We start from the raw sequence: 17467 nt of genomic DNA on the forward strand, positions 1-17467 counted from the left end.
TGCGGTTGCGTGTGAACAATATGACGCCGCGCAGCATCGGCCACAAGCGGTTGCGCGCCGCGCCGAGAGGCGCGGCGCCAGGCCCAACAGCGAGGGGCGCGCAGGCTTTGCCTGCGGGGCCTGAGGCCGCGGGAGCGCTCCCTTTGGAGGTCTGGCACGCCAAAAGGCGTGAAAGACCTTTGGGTCGCGGTGTTGCAGGCCGAGCTTTGCTTGACAATGTGCGCGCAAACCTGTGTATCGACCCGGACGAATGACGTGGGCCGCCCCATTGGGCGCCCCCAGCCGCAAAGAGGCCAAACCATGCACGCATATCGCAGCCATACCTGCGCCGAACTGAACAAATCCAACGTGGGCGAAACCGTCCGCCTGTCGGGCTGGGTCCATCGGGTCCGCGACCACGGCGGCCTGCTGTTCATCGACCTGCGCGACCACTATGGCGTCACGCAAGTCATGGCCGACCCGGACAGCCCCGTGTTTGCCGAGATCGAAAAGGTCCGCTCCGAGTGGTGTATCCGCATTGATGGCAACGTCAAAGCGCGTGACGAAAGCCTCGTGAACGACAAGATCCCCACCGGCGAGATCGAAGTTTTCATCCGCGACATCGAAGTGCTGGGCAAATCCGAAGAGCTGCCGCTGATGGTGTTCGGCGATCAGGAATACCCGGAAGAAACCCGTCTGCGCTATCGCTACCTCGACCTGCGTCGCGACAAGATGCAGCAGAACATGCTGCTGCGGTCGAATATGGTGCAGTCGATCCGCAAGCGCATGTGGGACAAGGGCTTCAACGAATACCAGACCCCGATCATCACCGCATCCTCCCCCGAAGGCGCGCGCGACTTCCTCGTGCCCTCCCGTCTGCATCCGGGCAAATTCTACGCCCTGCCGCAGGCGCCGCAGCAGTTCAAACAGCTGATGATGGTGTCGGGCTTTGACAAATACTTCCAGATCGCGCCCTGTTTCCGCGACGAAGATCCGCGCGCCGACCGCTCGCCGACCGATTTCTACCAGCTCGACATGGAAATGTCCTTTGTCACCCAGCAGGATGTCTTTGACACCATCGCACCGGTGATCGCGGGCGTGTTCGAGGAATTCGGCAAGGGCCGCAAAGTGGACGCCGCGGATGAGTGGCCGCAGATCTCTTATAAGGACGCCGCCCTCTGGTATGGCTCTGACAAGCCGGACCTGCGCAACCCGATCAAGATGCAGGTGGTCTCTGAACATTTTGCCGGGTCTGGGTTCGCGATCTTTGCCAAGCTGCTGGAGCAGGAAGGCACCCAGATCCGCGCCATCCCCGCGCCCAAAGGGGGCTCCCGCAAGTTCTGCGACCGCATGAACAAATTCGCCCAGCAAGAAGGTCTGCCCGGCATGGGCTATATCTTCTGGCGCGAAGGGGCGGACGGCATGGAAGCCGCCGGTCCGCTGGCCAAGAACATTGGCCCCGAGCGCACCGAGGCGATCCGCCAGCAGCTGGGTCTGGGCGTGGGCGACGCGGCCTTCTTCCTCGGCGGCAAGCCCAAGGCGTTCGAGGCCATCGCAGGCCGCGCGCGGAACGTGATCTGGGAAGAAACCCCCAAAGCGCCGGAAGACGAGAACTGGCGCGATCGCTTTGCCTTTGCCTGGATCGTGGACTTCCCGATCTACGAAAAAGACGAAGAGACCGGCAAGATCGACTTTGAACACAACCCGTTCTCCATGCCGCAAGGCGGGATGGACGCGCTCAATGGCGATCCGCTGGATGTGCGCGGCAACCAGTATGACCTGGCCTGTAACGGGTACGAGCTGGTGTCCGGTGCAATCCGGAACCACCGCCCGGAAATCATGTTCAAAGCCTTTGAAATTGCAGGCTACGGCAAGGACGAAGTCGAAAAACGGTTTGGCGGCATGGTCAATGCCTTCCAATACGGCGCGCCGCCGCACGGTGGTTGTGCCGCTGGTATCGACCGGATGGTGATGCTGTTGGCGGACGAGGCCAACATCCGCGAGGTCATCATGTTCCCGATGAACCAGCGCGCCGAAGACCTGATGATGTCCGCGCCCTCTGAGCCGCTCGCAGAGCAGCTGATGGAACTGAACCTGCGCGTCATTCCGCAGGAACAATAATCCTACAAATAGATTAGCAGTCTGCACTGCTTAAAGGCCGCCCTGATGGGCGGCCTTTTTCTTTGGGGGCCGATTCAGGTCGGGGTGGGAATGGCGACAACCGGTGGCGTCTGCGCCGCGACTTTGTGAGATGCGTTATTATGGGTTTCGGGCTAGGCTTTGAGGTGCCCGTCCAAAACCGGAGCCTCGATCGTGTACTCGCTTTTGACCTTTTCCACAGCGCTGGCCGAAATTCGGTTTGGCTATGGTCTGTCACCGCGCACCGCTGCGCCGGTGTCGGTTGCGGATATGCTGGCGCGGCTTTCGGGGCCTGATCTGAATGCGCGGGCGTTTCCTATACCTGACCTGAAGGCGGCAGGGGCCTTGAGTGCGGAGCGCCGCAGGTTGCTTAGGGCGCAGAAGGCACAGGCAGGGCAGGCGGGCTATGAGGCGGCCACCGCAGCCGTCAATGCTCAGCTGAAACAGATGAACCAGACGCGGCGGCGCTGGGCGGGGCAGGTGATGCTGCGACGGATTGCCGGTCAGGACGGGTTCCGCGAACGTCTGGTCGCCTTCTGGGGCGATCATTTCACTGCGCTGGGCAAAAATCAGGCCCTGCGCCATTGGGCGACCCCCTATGTGCAGACGGATCTGCGCCCGCTGGTGACCGGGCGATTTGCCGATCTTTTGACCGCTGCGGTGATGCATCCGTTGATGTTGCACTATCTGGACCAGTCGCGGTCCGTCGGACCTGACAGCCCCGCCGCCCAGCAACTTGGCCTTGGGCTGAATGAAAACCTCGCGCGCGAAGTGCTGGAGCTGCACACCCTGGGGGTGGATGGGCCTTATGCGCAGCAGGATGTGCGGCAGCTGGCAGCGCTGTTTACGGGCCTTGGCTTTCGGGTGAAAGGCCGCCGCGTGTTCCAGCCTAACCGGGCGCAGCCGGGGGCGGAGGTCGTGCTGGGCCAGTCCTATGGGCCGGAGCCGGGGCTTGCGCCCATTCGGGCCGCGCTTGAGGATCTGGCGCGCCACCCGGCGACCGCGCGTCACCTTGCCCGCAAGCTTGCGGTGCATTTCATTTCGGACACTCCGCCAGAGCCTTTGATTACAGCGCTAGAGACCGCCTATCTGGACCATGATACCGCGCTTTTTCCGGTGTACGAGGCGCTGCTACAGCACCCCGACGCCTGGGGGGCGCAGTTGCGAAATGTCAAACCGCCTTTGGATTTTATCACCTCGGCCTTGCGGGCCTTGGATGTCGGGGCCGCGGATCTGTCGCGGCTCGGCGACAAAGGCTTGCGGCAATTGTTTGACCTGCCGCTGCGCGCGCTGGGGCAGACATGGGAAAGGCCGGACGGCCCGGATGGATGGCCAGAGGAGGACACAGCCTGGCTGACGCCGCCGGGGCTGGCGATCCGGCTGCGCTGGGCCATGGCGGCGCCGGTGCGATTGATTGACCAATTGCCCGATCCAAGCAGCTTTGCCGACACCGCATTGGGCCCCTTTGTTGAGGGGCGCCTTCGTTTCGCGGCCGCCGCCGCCGAGACGCGCAAAGATGGTATTGGGCTTGTGCTCATGTCGCCTGCCTTCAACCGCCGCTGAGCAAAGGAGAAGCCGATGGTATTGAACCGACGCAATTTTTTGGCCCAATCCGTGCTGCGGTCCGGTGTGCTGGGCTGTTCGCTTGCGGCAAGCCCGCTGATCACGCCGGTGAGTTTTGCCGCCGCCCCTTGGGATCACCGGCTGGTGGTGATCATCCTGCGCGGTGGCATGGATGGGCTGGATGTGGTGCGGCCCACAGGGGATCCGCATTTTGCCGCGCTGCGTCCCGGTCTGACGGCCGCCGATGTCGCTTCCGGTGCGGATCTGGACCTCGACGGGTTTTACAGACTGCATCCGGCGCTGGCCCCGCTGATGCCGCTGTGGCGGTCGGGGGATCTGGGGGTTGTGCATGCGGTCTCTACCCCGTATCGCGACAAGCGCAGCCATTTTGAGGGGCAGGATCTGCTCGAGGCGGGAACCCTGAATGTGGGCGCGGCGCAGGATGGCTGGCTGAACCGGATGCTGCAATGCGTGCCCGGTGTCGAAGGCGAAACGGCCTTTGCGCTGGGGCAGATGAAGGTGTTGGAGGGGGCGGCTCCGGTCGCCAACTGGCACCCCAAAGCCAATATGCGGATCAGCCCGCAGACCGAGCAGCTGTTGGTGCATGTGATGGAAGGCGATCCACTGTTCGAGGCCACCCTGAACGAGGCGATAAGCCTGTCGGCAGAAGCGACCGATCCCTTTTTTGATCCCGAAGCCAAAGGCATGTCCGGCGACATGTCCCCGCGATTGCCGCAATATGGTCCGCTGGCGCTGGCGGCCTATGCGGCAGAGCGGTTGCGGGGCGACACGCGGATTGCGGCCTTTTCGGTCAATGGCTGGGATACCCACGCGCGGCAACGCGAACGGCTGGGGCGCAGGCTGTCAGACCTGGCTGAGGTGATTCTGACCCTTCAGGCCCGGCTTGGGGCCGAGGTCTGGGGCAAGACCGCTGTGGTGGCCATGACAGAGTTCGGACGCACAGCGCGGGAAAACGGCTCAAAAGGCACAGACCACGGCACTGGTGGGGCGATGCTGCTGGCGGGCGGGGCTGTGCGGGGGGGACGCGTTTTTGGCGCCTGGCCGGGGCTGGAAGAGGGCGACCTGTATGATCGCCGGGACCTGTTGCCCACCGCAGATGTGCGCAGTGCTGCGGCATGGATCCTACGGGGGATCGCGCCGCTGACGCGCGCGGATCTGGAAGCCAAGGTGTTTCCCGGCCTCGATATGGGCGAGGATCCGGGCCTTCTGTCCTGAAGATGCGGGATCAAGCCGTGCAGGTGCCGGCTTACCCGCGTTGCTTTTCCTTGGCGAACCCAACGGATTGTACGGCAAGGGCTGCGCCGAGGGTGACAAGGCAGACAGTCACAATCATAAAGGCGGTCATATGGCCACCCGTTCCTGCAGGCGTTCCTGAACCAGACCGGCAATCTGCGCGGTTTCGCTGGCAATGGAGCGGCCTTCCTTGCGGGACGCAGCCAGTGCGGCTGCGGCATCGGCAAGGGGGGCATCGCCAACACTGCGGGCGACACCGCCCAGGAACTGCGCTAGATAATCCCAGGACTTGTCGCTTTCGTCGTCGTTCAGAACCTCGGCCGCGTGGGCCATGTCATCGCGGTAGGCAAGGCGGTCGGGAATGATTTCTTCGTCGGACACCTGGCGCAGGCCCACCGGCTGGCGGTCTGGCGGCAGTTTCGACAGGATCGCGGTCTGAAACGCGCCCAGCGAGGTCACGGGTTTTGGCAGGAACCCATCCGCACCGGCCTCGATCGCGGCGGCTTCGGCGTTGTCGTCGCCGGACATGCCCAGAATAACCGATACACGCGGAGTGCATTGGCTGAGTTCCCGGATCAGGTCGAGACCAGAGCCGTCGGGCAGGCCAAGGTCAATCACCACCGCAGAGGGGCGGTAGACCTGCAGATGTCGGTTGGCTGACTTCAGGCAATCGGCGCGCCGGATACGAGCGCCAGATCGCAGGCACAAAAGGCGCATGGCCTCGCAGGCGTATCGGCTGTCTTCGACAACCAGAACGGTCAGGCCCAAAAGCGGGCGGCGTGGGTTGCTCAGGCGGCTGGCTGACGCAAACAGGTCTGAATCGTCCATGTCGTGATCCTCACTGACTTTACTGGAATCAGGTTAAAAATTCCGGGCTAATTTTGCGTTAATGCAACGATGAACCTCCGCGCCTCTTGTCTGGCATTTATGCCGCAGGGGAACTTCGGGAAAGGAGGTTGCAATAAATGAATGAAAATGGTCTGTCTGGGCGCAACAAAATGACCCGTGTGTTTCAGCTTGAGGAGAAAGAAATGATCGGTCGCCTAAACCATGTTGCGATTGCAGTCCCGGATCTGGAGGCCGCCTCGGCGCAGTATCGCGATGCGCTGGGCGCCACAGTGGGGGCACCGCAGGATGAACCCGATCACGGGGTCACCGTTGTCTTTATCGAACTGCCCAATACCAAGATCGAACTGCTGTACCCCTTGGGCGATGACAGCCCAATCAATGGCTTTCTGGAGAAGAACCCCGCAGGCGGCATTCACCATGTCTGCTACGAGGTCGAAGACATTCTGGCCGCGCGCGATCACCTGAAGGCGCAGGGCGCACGGGTGCTGGGCTCGGGCGAGCCGAAGATCGGCGCCCATGGCAAGCCGGTGCTGTTCCTGCACCCCAAAGATTTCAATGGCTGCCTGGTGGAACTGGAGCAGGTTTAAAGCTATCTCAGACAGGCGGGCCAGTTGCGGCCCGCATCTGAGGAGGAAAACGCGCCCATGGGTATTACATCAGGCCTCGTTCTATATGCGGTGATCTGGTTTATGACGTTCTTTGTGGTCCTGCCGTGTCGGGTGACCACGCAGGGCGACATCGGCGAGGTTGTGCCCGGCACCCATGCGGGCGCACCGGAACATCACCATCTGCGCAAAAAGGCCTGGATCACCACCGGTCTGGCGGCGCTGATCTGGGTGCTGGTGGCCAGCATCATTCTGTTTGGAAATCTCGACATCAAAAGCTTCAGCCTGCGCGAATACTTCCAAGGCTAAGGTACAAAAAACGCCCAGCCATTGGCCGGGCGTTTTCGTTTGCACCAAAATGGCTGCTCAGCTCCTCTTTGCCAGCATGTGATAGAGATGCGTAAAGGTCGCAGCACCCAGGATCGGGATCACTAGGTTCACCAGCGGCAGCGACAGCGGCATGGCCATCAGCACGCCCGCGGCCCAGATGGTTGTAAAATGACGACGGCGCAGACGCTTGGCCTCGACCAGACCCACACGGCGGGCCGCGGCGAGGGTGAAATATTCCCGCCCCAGCAGGAAGCCGTTCAGCGCCCAGAAGATGAACAGCGCAAAAGGTGCAAACATCAGATACAGCACGATCGCCAGAATGTTTGCCCCGATCATCACCCCAAGGAAGTTCACCGTATCTTTGAGGCTGTCCCAAAGACCAAGGCCCGGCACAGCGGGCAGATGCGGATAATGGCGGTCTTCGACGGCCTGTGCCACCTCGTCCAGAAACAATGAGGTCATGGCCGAGGCCACAGGCACCATCAGCACCATGGACACGAACATCATCACAAACAGCGATCCAAAGGACAGAAGGTCATTGATCCATGTGACCTCGCCGACCCAGGGCAGGGTGACCGAGGGGCCAACAAGCCATTGGATCAGTGCCACAATACCAACATATGCGCCGATCAGCAGCGCCAGCGTCAGACCAATCCCGCGTAACAGCACAGAGCGAAAGCGCGGGTCCAGAACCTGCGACAGAGCCTTGGCAAAAGCTGTAAAAATCATGCCTGCGCCTTATTCGCTGATGTAACTGGTGATCGCGGCCAGATCCGGGCGCGGGCGTTCGGGCGGGCGCGGGCCTTCGGTGGCAATATGGACAATGCCTGCGATGCGTTCGTTGGCGCCCAGCCCAAAGGCCTCTTTACGGAAGTCCGCGTCATGGCTGGCCCAACCAGACAGCCAGTTCGCGCCCCAACCCGCCGCCAGCGCGGCGTTCAAGAGCGACAGGCACACGGCACCAGCGGAATAGGTCATCTCGACCGGGGGGAATTTCTCGGTTTCGCGCTGAACTTCGACCACAACCACCGCAAGCTGACCCAGATCGAACTGGCTGCGGCCTTTGGTGATGTCCTCGGGGGATTTGCCAAGGCGCTGGCCGGTGGCCTCGGTCAGATCCGCCAGCCGGGCCATGGCACCTTTTTCGATGACGATGAACCGCCAGGGCACAAGCATCCCGTGATCAGGCGTGCGGGCGGCGGCGGTCAGGATCTCTTGGAGTTGGTCGCGTGTTGGCGCCGGGGCCACAAGGGTCTTGGCGGGGCGGGACCGGCGGGTCAGCAGAAACTCCAGCGCGGCGGCATTGCGGTCGGGCATATGTGAAACCTCTTTACATATGGGGTATCCCCTATGTCGGGCAGCGGGGCTGTAAGATCAAGGGGAAGAGGGGCAATAGCGCTGGCGCAAAAAAGCTGGCAAGACAGCGGTTACCGCAATACGCGCCGGAACAGAACCAAATCGGGATAAAAGAAATGGGCAAGCCCAAGAAAAAAGACCTGCCGGATCTGTCCCATCTGGCGATCACAGGAGCAGAGATTGCCGTGCGGGTGACCCCCAAAGCCAGCCGCAACACGGTGCAGGTGACGGAGGCGGGGCTGAAAGTGCAGGTCACGACCGCCCCGGAGAATGGCAAAGCCACGGAAGCCGTGCGGCAATTGCTGGCCTCGGCGCTGGGGATTGCCGCCAGCCGCTTGGAGCTGCGCCGCGGGGCTGCGTCCCGCGACAAGGTGTTTGTTGTGCAGGGCTAAGGCGCCTGCCTGCTAGGTTGCCTTGGCGTCGTCGCGCACCAGACGGTAGATCCCCTCGGGCAGATCCAGCGCGGCGGCCAGATCGTTCAGCTGACTGGGGGACAGGGTGATCTTCTGCACCTGATGGGTGCGGGGATCCAGCTGTTCTATCGTCACGCATTCGGAGAAGGCGTTGATAGAGATGTCCTCGAGAAGGGGGGCCTGGCCCTCGTCCACAAGGGTGATGACGGTCGAGTCAAACTCGTGTTCGATGGTAAACATAGCCCCAGCATGCACGGCGGTCCGCGCGCTGGCAAGCATGGGCCGCACCGGTCGGCGGGGACGGGGCAAAAGCCCTTAAAAACCGCACATCCTCAGATCACGCGCCGTTGGATCGGCAGGAACCGGCGAAACACGATCTCTTGACCAAGTGGTCATTGCAGCCGGGCCCAGAGCCGTTAGGCTGCGACCACTGGTACGGGTTTGTTTATGCGACATTGGATGATTCTTTCGGCTTTGGCCCTGACGGCATGTGCGCTGCCGCCTGTGCGGGATGCGGCGCGGGTCCATTTCTCCGAAGTCGCCGCGCGTGTCGAACCCATCGCAGAGGCCCAATGCCGCGATGAACGCCCCAGCGCCAATTGTGACTTCCTGATCCGCATAGATCCTTCGCACCACACGCCGGCAAATGCCTATCAGGGGCTGGACCGTCAGGGGCGCCCGGTTGTCACCGTGACACGGGGACTTCTGAAAAACATCCGCACCGATGACGAGCTGGCCTTTGTACTGGCCCATGAGGCCGCCCATCACATTCGGGGCCATCTGGACCTGCAACACCAGCACGCCGAACAGGGGGCTGCGCATCTGGGCGCGGCGGTGTCGCGACTGGGCGGATCTCAGGCCGAGATTGAGAACGCCCAAGCCCTGGGCGCGATTGTCGGCGGGCGCAGCTATTCCAAAGCCTTTGAGCTTGAAGCGGATGCGCTGGGCACGGTAATCACTCATCTGGCAGGCTATAGCCCCCGGTTGGGGCTGGCCTTCTTCGAGCAGGTGCCGGATCCCGGTGACCAGTTCCTGGGCTCTCACCCGGCGAACCCGGACCGCATCCGCACGGTGGAATACACGATTTCGGCCCTCGGGCTGGAATAACCGCGCCTTTTGCAGGTGTCAGGCGGGACAGATGGAAGATCAAAACTTGGGCCTGCGCCAACTGGGCGTGGTGCTGACGGACCGGGGGTCCAAATATGCGGTCAGCGGAGCGCCTGTGACCAGCCGGACCGAGGTCGATGCGGTGCTGGACCTGCTGAAAACAGACCGCGCCTACGCCAAAGCCACGCATAACACCTGGGCCGCGCTGCTGCCCACCGGTGGGCTGAAGGCCGATGACGGCGAAAGCGGGGCGGGCATGGTGATCCTGCGCATGATGGAGCGCGAAGGGATCAAGGACCACGTCATTATCGTGACCCGCTGGTACGGCGGCAAAAAACTGGGCGGCGACCGGTTCCGCCGGGTGCAGGACGCGGTGCGCGCCTATCTGGAAGACCTGTGAGCGTCGCCGTTTGGCGATTTGACCTCGATCAAAGCGGTGCTGAGCTAAATCGTCTATTCCCTGTGTAGCTTTTCACAAGAACAGTTCACGGAGAACGCGCGATGATTGACCAGTGCCAGTTGAAAAAACACGCCGATCTGTTCACCCGCATGGGCGATGCGGTGGGCGTGGATCTGCAGGAAGAAGCCATCAAGGGCAACCTGCAGTTTGACGAAATCGCGGAATCCGTGCTGCGCTGCACCCGCTGCGGTCAGGTCGAGGCTTGCCAACAGTGGCTGAGCGAGGCCCGCGCGACCCCGGCAGCGCAATCGCCGGACTATTGCCGCAACGGTGATCTTCTGGCGTTCCTGAAGCTGGACGAGGCCGAGACATGAGCCGCCATGAGGGCCCGTTCAACGGCAAGGGAAAACCGGTTCTGGGCGATGCGTATCGTCACATCTGGCTGACCCGCAAAGTGGCCGAAGGCATTGGTGTTGACCTAGATGCCGCGATGCGCGACGGGCTGATCACGCGGCAAGATCATACGCAGATGGTGACGCGCTGCAGGTTGGCAGGCTGCGATTGCCCCTGCACGCTGCATGTTCACGGTGCGGACCGGGAGAAGGTGCCAGGCTACTGCGCCAACAAAGCCATATTCGAGACCCTCAAGACGGCGCAGACGAAAGACGACTGACCTCAGCCTTTGCGCCAGCGGTGCCAGCGATAGATGATCGGCGCCAGCACGTAATCATAACCAAAGCGCGCCAGCTGCAGAACGCCGGGCAGCGCCACGATCTGCCCCAGCCAGCGATATTTTGGCATCTCGGCCCAAAGCACGAGAAACCCATCAATCCCGCTCAGCAGCCTATCCCCCTGACGCACATACAGCCTGCGCGCGGCGGTGTCCTCGTCCAGCCCCCAGCGCGCCAGATCGCCCGAGTTCAGATCATCAAAGCGGATCGCCAGCCCCTTGTCGCGGGCGTGGTCGGCATAATGCGAAATCTCGAAATTGCAGACCGGACACTCCGCATTATAGAGCACTTCGGTCTGTGTCTGGCCCGCAACCGGGGCAGGGGGATCTTGGTGCTGTTCCATACCTGAAATCTAGGCGGCGGCCCCTTGTGCGACAAGGCGGTGCGACATTTTAGGCCATGTCCGCCGCTGGGGTCTTTGGCGTGGTGTTTTTTTCGTCCTTCGGCAGACGATCCGAGAACAAGCACAGTTCCAGAAACCGCAAATCCCCCCAGTCGGTCGGGTTCGCATGTTTGCCCACTTCTGAACCTAGGAAATCCGCATATTCTGAGTAAGCTATGCGTTTGTCGTATTGATGGCGATGAACCATTCCGAAATGGCGCGCGATGCGACTGTCCCAGATCGGCCAGACATCGGGTGCGAGGAAATGCATCAGTTTGGAGGTGCCGACCCAAGAGGTGTTGAGCAAAGGCTTGTCCGGCACCTCACCAGCGCGGATCGCGTTGATATTGGCCGTCTTTAGGTTCTCATGATCCTTAAGGATCGTCGGCATCCAGCCATAGGTGGCGTGGCCAAGAACCATCAGGTCTTCTGCCGTTTCCACACGTGCGCCAAAGGCGCAGAGCGCAGCGTAGCTTTGGGTATAGTGCTCTTGCTTGTCGGCCGAGGCCGCCCAATTGGCGTTCCATTTGGCGACAAAGGGTTTCAGGTCAATCGGCGCAAATTTCATGAAAGGTCTTTCGTCAAAATCTGCGCCGAACCCTAGGTCAGCGAATGGCCCCCCACAAGTCGTATTCCCCGGCCTCATCGACCTCAACCGTGACCAGATCACCGGGGTTCAGCCCCTCGGTGCCCTCATCAATGAACAGGTTGCCGTCGATCTCGGGCGCGTCGGCTTTGGTGCGGCAGGTGGCGATGCCGTCTTCGTCAATGTCGTCCACGATCACTTGCATCGTCTGGCCCACCTTGGCTTGCAGCTTGGCCTCGGAAATGGCCTGCGCCTTTTCCATAAACCGCTCCCAACGCTCTTGTTTGACCTCTTCCGGCACATGATCCGGCAGGTCGTTTGAGCGCGCGCCGTCGACGTTTTCGTATTTGAAGCAGCCGACGCGATCTAGTTGCGCTTCGTCCATCCAGTCCAGAAGATGCTGGAACTCTGCCTCGGTTTCACCGGGATAGCCGACAATAAAGGTCGACCGCAGGGTGATATCGGGGCAGGTGTCGCGCCAGGCGCGGATCTCGTCCAGCGTCTTGGCCGCAGCCGCCGGGCGCGCCATGCGGCGCAAAACATCCGGGTGGGCGTGTTGAAAGGGGATGTCCAGATAGGGCAGCAGCGCATTGTCCGGGTCCGCCATCAGCGGGATCAGTTCGCGCACATGGGGGTAGGGGTAGACATAGTGCATCCGCACCCACAGCTCATCCGCAGGGGCCAGTTTGCCCAGCTCGCGCGCAAGGTCCTGAATATGCGTGCGCACGTCTTCACCCTTCCACGGGTGGGTGTCATACTTGCGATCCAGCCCATAAGCCGAGGTATCCTGAGAGATCACCAACAGCTCGCGCACGCCAGCATCCACCAGCTTCTCCGCCTCGCGCAGCACCGCATGGACCGGGCGCGACGCCAGCTTGCCGCGCATATCGGGGATGATGCAGAATTTGCACTTGTGGTTGCAACCTTCTGAAATCTTTAGGTAACTAAAGTGGCGCGGGGTCAGTTTTACGCCCGCCGCAGGCAGCAGATCGACAAAGGGATCGGGCGACGGCGGCACCGCCTGATGCACCGCGTCCAGCACCTGTTCGTACTGATGCGGGCCGGTCACCGCCAGAATGCGCGGGTGATGTTCCCGGATGTAATCCGGTTCGGCCCCCAGACAGCCGGTCACAATCACCTTGCCGTTTTCCTTCAGCGCCTCACCAATGGCATCCAGGCTTTCGGCCTTGGCACTGTCAAGAAACCCGCAGGTGTTGACGATCACCGCATCCGCACCGGTGTAATCGGGCGAAATGCCATAGCCCTCGGCGCGCAGGCGGGTCAGGATCCGCTCACTGTCGACCAGCGCCTTGGGGCAGCCAAGCGAGACCATGCCAAGGGTCGGCTGGCCCGCGCGCGGGGTGTCCGACAACGTGGGTTTCGGGGCAAGGTCGGGGCGGAGCTCTGGCGGATTGCTGGGCGGGTTCTGTGTCATGCGCCGCATATAGCAGGCCTGTGGAAAAGGGCAAGAAAGAGGGGGTGACAGGCGTACACCCCCTGTACACCGCGCGTGCACCGGCTGGCTGCCGGAGGAGCGGGGCCCGATCCACCGTTGCCCGTGCAGGCCAAGGGCGCGTAGGCTGGGGCAAAGCCGATTTTGAAGACGAGATATTTTGATGAAAGACGAAAGCGAGACGCCGGAGGCGGGCAGGGATACCCCGCGTGAACTGAAACCCGCCAATGAGAACCCGTGGTACATCCTGATGACCCTTTATGGGGAGCAGAAGGGACATAAGATTGACTGGGAACTGCACGAGAAGAACCGCAAGGCGTGGAATGCTTGGTCCGGTCAATTTTTAAGTGACGAAGAAAAAGCAAAGGCTGCCAAGAGTTCAAAAATTGACATTGCGGAACTTGAGGCTTGGCCAGAACGCCGGAAAGAGCTGCAAAATGAACTCGAACGTGTTTTCCTAGAACGCAACCCGGTTGCCCGAGAGATCATTGTGCCTTCATTAGGTGGCCCAAATGTTTCGGTGGACATGGGCCGGGTTTCCCTTGTTTATAAAATGATTTTCACGGGGATGGTTTTTGGAACGAATATTTCGTTTGATTCCGCGGAGTTTGTGCGATCTTCTGTTTTCGATTTTGCAACGTTTGTAAAAGGGTCTCATTTTGGTCAATCTTTGTTTTCTGAATCGGTCAGCTTCGAAAGTACGATGTTTGCACAGGAATCGCGTTTCGTCGGCGTGACATTCAAACGAACTGCATCATTTTTTTCTGCGGTGTTCGAAGGATTCTCGGAATTCATTGGGGTATCATTTGCGGAACAGGTCTCGTTTGAAAGGGCGGTTTTTGAAAGTGAAGTGATGTTTGACAGCGGGAAGTTCTCCCGAGCGCTCTTCAAAAAAACAATATTTTGTGAGGGTGCTAATTTTGAAGCTGTAGCATTCTTACATGCAACGCGTTTTGACGATGTGAGGTTCGAGAAAACTGCCTCATTTGAATACGCGGTTTTTAAAGGTGTTACGACTTTCGCCGGTGTAAAGTTCGGTGGGGAGACCTCGTTTGAAAGAACAGTTTTCGAGGAAGCAATTTCGTTCCAAAGTGGCGGATTTTCCCAAGCTTCCTTTAAACAAGCAAAGTTCTCTCAAAGTGCCATTTTTAACAATGTAGCTTTCACGCAGGCTGCCTCTTTCGAGCAAGCAAGCTTTATGGAGGTTGCTAAGTTTGATTTGTCAACCTTCGAAAAGGAAATCTCATTCCACTTTGCAAACTTTGAGGGGTATCCGTATTTTATGGGTACTAGATTTGGGGTAAAGGGCGGAGCGGTTTGTAAGGCGGATTTCACCAATGCTCACTTCCTAAAGCCAACCAATTTTAGGGATGCTGTTTTCTTGCATCGTTTCCCGATCTTGGCCGGTTCCATTATTCATTCACAGACTAGTTTCACTGCTGGTAATGACAACTGGCCCACAGACAAAGAGAAGCTTAGTTCGGAAGAAATTGAGGTCGCTCGGGAAAGTTGCGCCGTGATCCGTCATGCACTCGCCAAACAGGGGCTTCCCGAAGATGAACATTTCTTCTTTCGCCGGGAAATGCAGTTTGCGCGGCAGATTGGAACGCGCCTCGAACGGTTGCCTTATCAGCTGTTCGGCTGGCTTTCAGAATACGGCTATTCCATCGAACGTCCGCTCCTCTGGCTGTTGGGCATCTGGGTGACCGGATATTGTTTCTTTGCGACGTTGTTTTTCCACGAGGATTTCGGTGGTGACGCAGCAGGTGCCGGGAATTGGACGGCGGCGGGTCTTAGCCTGTCGAACCTCTTCCCGGTCTTTGGCTTTGGCCGACTGTACTTTGGGAAAGACTTTATGGAGGTCATGCCATGGGAAGTGCAGGTATTCTCGGGCTTTCAGACCGTCGCCGCCCTGCCGCTGCTGTTCTTCCTTGGCCTCGCTCTGCGGCAGCGGTTTCGGTTGCGGTAACCGGATCGTCGGTTGATCCGCGGCGCCCGCGCGCTGTAGTCTGAGCGCAAATCGCCCGTGCTGAAACGCGCGGGCCAAGACTTTGTTTTCAGAAGGGAAAGCCGATGCGCTTTATCTTGCGTCTCCTCTCCGCGATTGTGATTGCCGTGGCGCTGGCCGTGGTTGTGCTGTTGATGCTGCCGGGGCAGAAGCTGGCCCAGATTGCAGCCCGCCAGATCGAAGCTCAGACCGGGCGCGAGGTGCGCTTTGATGGGGATGTGCGGTTCATGTTCTGGCCGGTGCTGGGCCTGCGCGCCAATGACGTGAGCATTGCCAATGCGCCCTGGGCCGGGCCTCAGCCGATGCTGACGGCAGGGCGGCTGAACATTGGGGTGGATGCGGCGGCGCTGATTGGTGGCGACGTGCGGATCACCGAGCTGACCGCGATCGTGCCCGAGCTGAACCTGGCCACCAATGCCGACGGGGTCGGCAATTGGGAGCTGAGTGGGGCGGATGCGGCCAGCGATGATGTGCCTGCAACAGAGGCGTCGGATGCGTCGTCCTTCAGCATTGAAACCCTGTCGGTCAGCGGTGCGCGGCTGACCTATGCGCCCTATGGCGACGCGCCGGTGACGCTGGAACAGGTGGATGTGGCGCTGGACTGGCCACAGGGCGGGGAGGCCGCGACGCTGAGCGCGACCCTGCGCCCGTTTGGCGAACCGCTGACGGTTTCCGGCAGCATCCAAACATTTGATGACTTTCTGGCCGGGCAGCCCTCGGCTGTGGATATGCGGTTGATGGCGGCAGGGGCCAAAGGGACATATGCAGGGCAGCTTGCGTGGGATGGCACTGCCAACGGGCGGTTGAGCGCGCAGGTGCCGAGCGCGGATGCCTTGGCGCGTGCCTTTGGCGTTGCGGCCCCTGAAGTGCCCAAAGGGTTTGGGCAGGCGATGGCGATCACGACTGATCTGTCCTTTGCTCCGGCAGAGATGCAGGTCGCACTGAAGGGACTGGCGCTGGAGCTGGATGGCAATGCGGTGCAGGGGGCGGTGCAGCTGACCCTGACGGATCCGATGCAGGTCTCGGCTGATCTGACGGCGGGGGCTCTGACGATCCCGGCTGCGGCGGGGGGCGCGCATGTTGGTGCACCTTCGGGGGACGCGGGCTGGTCCACAGATCCGATCGACGCCTCGGCCCTGTCGCTGCTGAACGGGCGGATTGCGATCCGTTTTGACAGTCTTGATTATGGCGGGGTGGTTCTGGGGGCGAGCCAGATCACGACCGAAGTGGACCGTGCCCGCGCCGTGGTGTCGCTGGCGCCGCTGACGGTGTTTAGCGGCCGGGTGGACGGGCAGGTGATTGCCAATAATCGCTCGGGCCTGTCGGTGGCGGTAAAGCTCGGCTTTGGTGACGTGCAGGTGCAGCAGTTTCTGGGGCATACGGTCGGTTATGAGGCGTTGACTGGCGCGGCCTCGGGGCGGGTGGATCTGCTGGGGGTCGGCAACAGCGAGGACGCGATTATGCGGTCCCTGAAAGGCAGCGCAAACTTTGACGTGGGGCGCGGCAAGTTCATAGGGTTTGACCTGCAGAGCCTGATGAACCCCGAGGGGGGCAATGGCGGCACCACGGTCTTCAGAAACCTGAGTGCAAGCTTTGACATTGAACAGGGAAATGCCCGCAGCGATGACTTTGCGGCCAACCTAGACCTGCTGAAGGCCACAGGGGCGGGGCGCATTGGTCTGGGCGCGCAGGACATGGATTTCACCTTCACGCCAACCGCATTTGGCGGCGAAAACGGTGATGGGATTTCGGTGCCGGTGCGCGTCCATGGGCCGTGGTCGAACCTGAGCTATACGCCAGATCTGAGCCGGATCGAGGAGCTGCGGGCGCTGGAAGAGCAAGCCAAATCTGCGGTTCAGAAGAAACTGAGCGAAGAGCTGGGGACACAGGTCGAAACCGTGGAAGAGGCCGAGGACGCGCTGCGCAAACGGGTTGAGGAAGAGGCGCGCAAGCAGCTTTTGAAGTTCCTGAACCGCGATTGATGTTTGCGCGGGTCGTTGGGCGTTGGGGGAAGAGGGGGCTCTGCCCCCGGCCTGCGGCCTCCCCCGGGATATTTCTAAAAAGATGAGTGAGGGCCGGACCACGAAGTGGCAAACAGCGTGGGGCGCTGTTTGAGGCCCGAACGGGCGGAGCCCAGCCGGTCCACGAAGTGGCAAACCACGTGCCTTTTGATTGGGGGCGTGGTTCGAGGCCCGAACGGGGGGGGCTACGCAATAGAAACGGGCGTGGGGGCGGCGCTTCAAAGCGCGGTGTGCCGTATCATCCTACAAAAGAAAGCCCCGCCCGGAGAGGTCCGCGGCGGGGCTTTTTGA

19 protein-coding genes are annotated in these 17467 nt (G+C 60.9%); 12 read left to right on the forward strand and 7 right to left on the reverse strand.

Annotation, left to right across the window (positions count from 1 at the left end):
• Positions 1-300 precede the first annotated feature (300 nt).
• The 3 genes from aspS to TRM7557_RS05220 all read left to right on the forward strand — a co-directional run bounded on the left by aspS (position 301) and on the right by TRM7557_RS05220 (position 4917).
• Positions 301-2100 (forward strand): aspartate--tRNA ligase, encoded by a 1800-nt coding sequence (gene aspS / locus TRM7557_RS05210; protein WP_058289168.1) that lies wholly within the window; start codon positions 301-303, stop codon positions 2098-2100.
• A gap of 192 nt (positions 2101-2292) precedes the next feature.
• A complete protein-coding gene (locus tag TRM7557_RS05215) occupies positions 2293-3681 on the forward strand; it encodes a DUF1800 domain-containing protein (RefSeq protein ID WP_235811398.1) in 1389 nt (462 codons plus the stop codon).
• 15 nt (positions 3682-3696) lie between these two features.
• Positions 3697-4917 (forward strand): DUF1501 domain-containing protein, encoded by a 1221-nt coding sequence (locus TRM7557_RS05220; protein WP_058289169.1) that lies wholly within the window; start codon positions 3697-3699, stop codon positions 4915-4917.
• Between the two features lie 126 nt (positions 4918-5043).
• Here the strand turns inward: TRM7557_RS05220 and TRM7557_RS05225 are convergent, their stop codons facing one another.
• Positions 5044-5763, reverse strand: coding sequence for a response regulator (locus tag TRM7557_RS05225; RefSeq protein ID WP_058289170.1), 720 nt, complete (start codon positions 5761-5763; stop codon positions 5044-5046).
• Between the two features lie 203 nt (positions 5764-5966).
• Between TRM7557_RS05225 and mce the strand changes: the two genes are divergently transcribed.
• Both mce and TRM7557_RS05235 read left to right on the forward strand, forming a co-directional pair.
• The gene (gene mce / locus TRM7557_RS05230; RefSeq protein WP_058289247.1) at positions 5967-6371 is read left to right on the forward strand and encodes a methylmalonyl-CoA epimerase; all 405 of its coding nucleotides are present in this window, start codon (positions 5967-5969) and stop codon (positions 6369-6371) included.
• Between the two features lie 57 nt (positions 6372-6428).
• Positions 6429-6698, forward strand: coding sequence for a DUF1467 family protein (locus TRM7557_RS05235; RefSeq protein WP_058289171.1), 270 nt, complete (start codon positions 6429-6431; stop codon positions 6696-6698).
• A 57-nt stretch (positions 6699-6755) separates the two neighbouring features.
• Here the strand turns inward: TRM7557_RS05235 and TRM7557_RS05240 are convergent, their stop codons facing one another.
• Positions 6756-7448 carry an EI24 domain-containing protein gene (locus TRM7557_RS05240; protein WP_058289172.1) on the reverse strand — a complete coding sequence of 231 codons (693 nt, stop codon included), beginning with the start codon at positions 7446-7448 and terminating at the stop codon, positions 6756-6758.
• A gap of 9 nt (positions 7449-7457) precedes the next feature.
• The gene (locus tag TRM7557_RS05245; protein ID WP_058289173.1) at positions 7458-8036 is read right to left on the reverse strand and encodes a nitroreductase family protein; all 579 of its coding nucleotides are present in this window, start codon (positions 8034-8036) and stop codon (positions 7458-7460) included.
• Between the two features lie 155 nt (positions 8037-8191).
• Between TRM7557_RS05245 and TRM7557_RS05250 the strand changes: the two genes are divergently transcribed.
• Positions 8192-8467: a DUF167 domain-containing protein gene (locus tag TRM7557_RS05250; protein WP_058289174.1), complete on the forward strand. Its 276-nt coding sequence runs from the start codon at positions 8192-8194 to the stop codon at positions 8465-8467.
• Between the two features lie 12 nt (positions 8468-8479).
• On the opposite strand, the gene TRM7557_RS05255 is transcribed toward TRM7557_RS05250, so the two are convergent.
• Positions 8480-8728 (reverse strand): hypothetical protein, encoded by a 249-nt coding sequence (locus TRM7557_RS05255; RefSeq protein WP_058289248.1) that lies wholly within the window; start codon positions 8726-8728, stop codon positions 8480-8482.
• A gap of 207 nt (positions 8729-8935) precedes the next feature.
• On the opposite strand from TRM7557_RS05255, the gene TRM7557_RS05260 reads away from it, so the two are divergent.
• From TRM7557_RS05260 to TRM7557_RS05275, 4 genes are all read left to right on the forward strand, one after another.
• Positions 8936-9595, forward strand: a complete 660-nt coding sequence (locus TRM7557_RS05260; protein WP_058289175.1) for a M48 family metalloprotease — start codon at positions 8936-8938, stop codon at positions 9593-9595.
• A 31-nt stretch (positions 9596-9626) separates the two neighbouring features.
• Positions 9627-9995, forward strand: a complete 369-nt coding sequence (locus tag TRM7557_RS05265) for a YigZ family protein (RefSeq protein ID WP_058289176.1) — start codon at positions 9627-9629, stop codon at positions 9993-9995.
• Positions 9996-10096: 101 nt separating this feature from the next.
• Positions 10097-10369, forward strand: a complete 273-nt coding sequence (locus tag TRM7557_RS05270; protein WP_058289177.1) for a DUF6455 family protein — start codon at positions 10097-10099, stop codon at positions 10367-10369.
• Positions 10366-10668, forward strand: coding sequence for a DUF6455 family protein (locus tag TRM7557_RS05275; protein ID WP_058289178.1), 303 nt, complete (start codon positions 10366-10368; stop codon positions 10666-10668). The genes TRM7557_RS05270 and TRM7557_RS05275 overlap by 4 nt, the downstream gene beginning before the upstream one ends.
• A gap of 2 nt (positions 10669-10670) precedes the next feature.
• Here TRM7557_RS05275 and TRM7557_RS05280 read toward each other — a convergent pair whose 3' ends face one another.
• The 3 genes from TRM7557_RS05280 to rimO are packed head-to-tail and all read right to left on the reverse strand — an operon-like array spanning position 10671 to position 13129.
• Positions 10671-11069 carry a thiol-disulfide oxidoreductase DCC family protein gene (locus TRM7557_RS05280; RefSeq protein ID WP_058289179.1) on the reverse strand — a complete coding sequence of 133 codons (399 nt, stop codon included), beginning with the start codon at positions 11067-11069 and terminating at the stop codon, positions 10671-10673.
• A 49-nt stretch (positions 11070-11118) separates the two neighbouring features.
• Entirely contained in the window at positions 11119-11676 is a 558-nt protein-coding gene (locus tag TRM7557_RS05285; RefSeq protein ID WP_058289180.1) for a hypothetical protein, read from the reverse strand.
• Between the two features lie 37 nt (positions 11677-11713).
• Complete coding sequence (rimO, locus tag TRM7557_RS05290) at positions 11714-13129, reverse strand: 30S ribosomal protein S12 methylthiotransferase RimO (protein ID WP_058289249.1); 1416 nt, start codon at positions 13127-13129, stop codon at positions 11714-11716.
• A 181-nt stretch (positions 13130-13310) separates the two neighbouring features.
• On the opposite strand from rimO, the gene TRM7557_RS20240 reads away from it, so the two are divergent.
• Together TRM7557_RS20240 and TRM7557_RS20355 are read left to right on the forward strand one after the other, a co-directional pair.
• The gene (locus TRM7557_RS20240; protein ID WP_235811399.1) at positions 13311-15116 is read left to right on the forward strand and encodes a pentapeptide repeat-containing protein; all 1806 of its coding nucleotides are present in this window, start codon (positions 13311-13313) and stop codon (positions 15114-15116) included.
• A gap of 104 nt (positions 15117-15220) precedes the next feature.
• On the forward strand, positions 15221-17137 hold the full coding sequence (locus TRM7557_RS20355; RefSeq protein ID WP_058289181.1) for an AsmA family protein: 1917 nt from the start codon (positions 15221-15223) through the stop codon (positions 17135-17137).
• The last annotated feature ends 330 nt before the right edge of the window (positions 17138-17467 follow it).

The organism is Tritonibacter multivorans, assembly GCF_001458415.1.
Classification (GTDB): domain Bacteria; phylum Pseudomonadota; class Alphaproteobacteria; order Rhodobacterales; family Rhodobacteraceae; genus Epibacterium; species Epibacterium multivorans.

Excerpts from the sequence above, each read along its gene's own strand:
- aspS (WP_058289168.1), top strand. The coding sequence starts at position 301 with ATGCACGCATATCGCAGCCATACCTGCGCCGAACTGAACAAATCCAAC.
- TRM7557_RS05220 (WP_058289169.1), top strand. The coding sequence starts at position 3,697 with ATGGTATTGAACCGACGCAATTTTTTGGCCCAATCCGTGCTGCGGTCC.
- TRM7557_RS05225 (WP_058289170.1), bottom strand. The coding sequence starts at position 5,763 with ATGGACGATTCAGACCTGTTTGCGTCAGCCAGCCGCCTGAGCAACCCA.
- mce (WP_058289247.1), top strand. The coding sequence starts at position 5,967 with ATGATCGGTCGCCTAAACCATGTTGCGATTGCAGTCCCGGATCTGGAG.
- TRM7557_RS05235 (WP_058289171.1), top strand. The coding sequence starts at position 6,429 with ATGGGTATTACATCAGGCCTCGTTCTATATGCGGTGATCTGGTTTATG.
- TRM7557_RS05240 (WP_058289172.1), bottom strand. The coding sequence starts at position 7,448 with ATGATTTTTACAGCTTTTGCCAAGGCTCTGTCGCAGGTTCTGGACCCG.
- TRM7557_RS05245 (WP_058289173.1), bottom strand. The coding sequence starts at position 8,036 with ATGCCCGACCGCAATGCCGCCGCGCTGGAGTTTCTGCTGACCCGCCGG.
- TRM7557_RS05250 (WP_058289174.1), top strand. The coding sequence starts at position 8,192 with ATGGGCAAGCCCAAGAAAAAAGACCTGCCGGATCTGTCCCATCTGGCG.
- TRM7557_RS05255 (WP_058289248.1), bottom strand. The coding sequence starts at position 8,728 with ATGTTTACCATCGAACACGAGTTTGACTCGACCGTCATCACCCTTGTG.
- TRM7557_RS05260 (WP_058289175.1), top strand. The coding sequence starts at position 8,936 with ATGCGACATTGGATGATTCTTTCGGCTTTGGCCCTGACGGCATGTGCG.
- TRM7557_RS05265 (WP_058289176.1), top strand. The coding sequence starts at position 9,627 with ATGGAAGATCAAAACTTGGGCCTGCGCCAACTGGGCGTGGTGCTGACG.
- TRM7557_RS05270 (WP_058289177.1), top strand. The coding sequence starts at position 10,097 with ATGATTGACCAGTGCCAGTTGAAAAAACACGCCGATCTGTTCACCCGC.
- TRM7557_RS05275 (WP_058289178.1), top strand. The coding sequence starts at position 10,366 with ATGAGCCGCCATGAGGGCCCGTTCAACGGCAAGGGAAAACCGGTTCTG.
- TRM7557_RS05280 (WP_058289179.1), bottom strand. The coding sequence starts at position 11,069 with ATGGAACAGCACCAAGATCCCCCTGCCCCGGTTGCGGGCCAGACACAG.
- TRM7557_RS05285 (WP_058289180.1), bottom strand. The coding sequence starts at position 11,676 with ATGAAATTTGCGCCGATTGACCTGAAACCCTTTGTCGCCAAATGGAAC.
- rimO (WP_058289249.1), bottom strand. The coding sequence starts at position 13,129 with ATGACACAGAACCCGCCCAGCAATCCGCCAGAGCTCCGCCCCGACCTT.
- TRM7557_RS20240 (WP_235811399.1), top strand. The coding sequence starts at position 13,311 with ATGAAAGACGAAAGCGAGACGCCGGAGGCGGGCAGGGATACCCCGCGT.
- TRM7557_RS20355 (WP_058289181.1), top strand. The coding sequence starts at position 15,221 with ATGCGCTTTATCTTGCGTCTCCTCTCCGCGATTGTGATTGCCGTGGCG.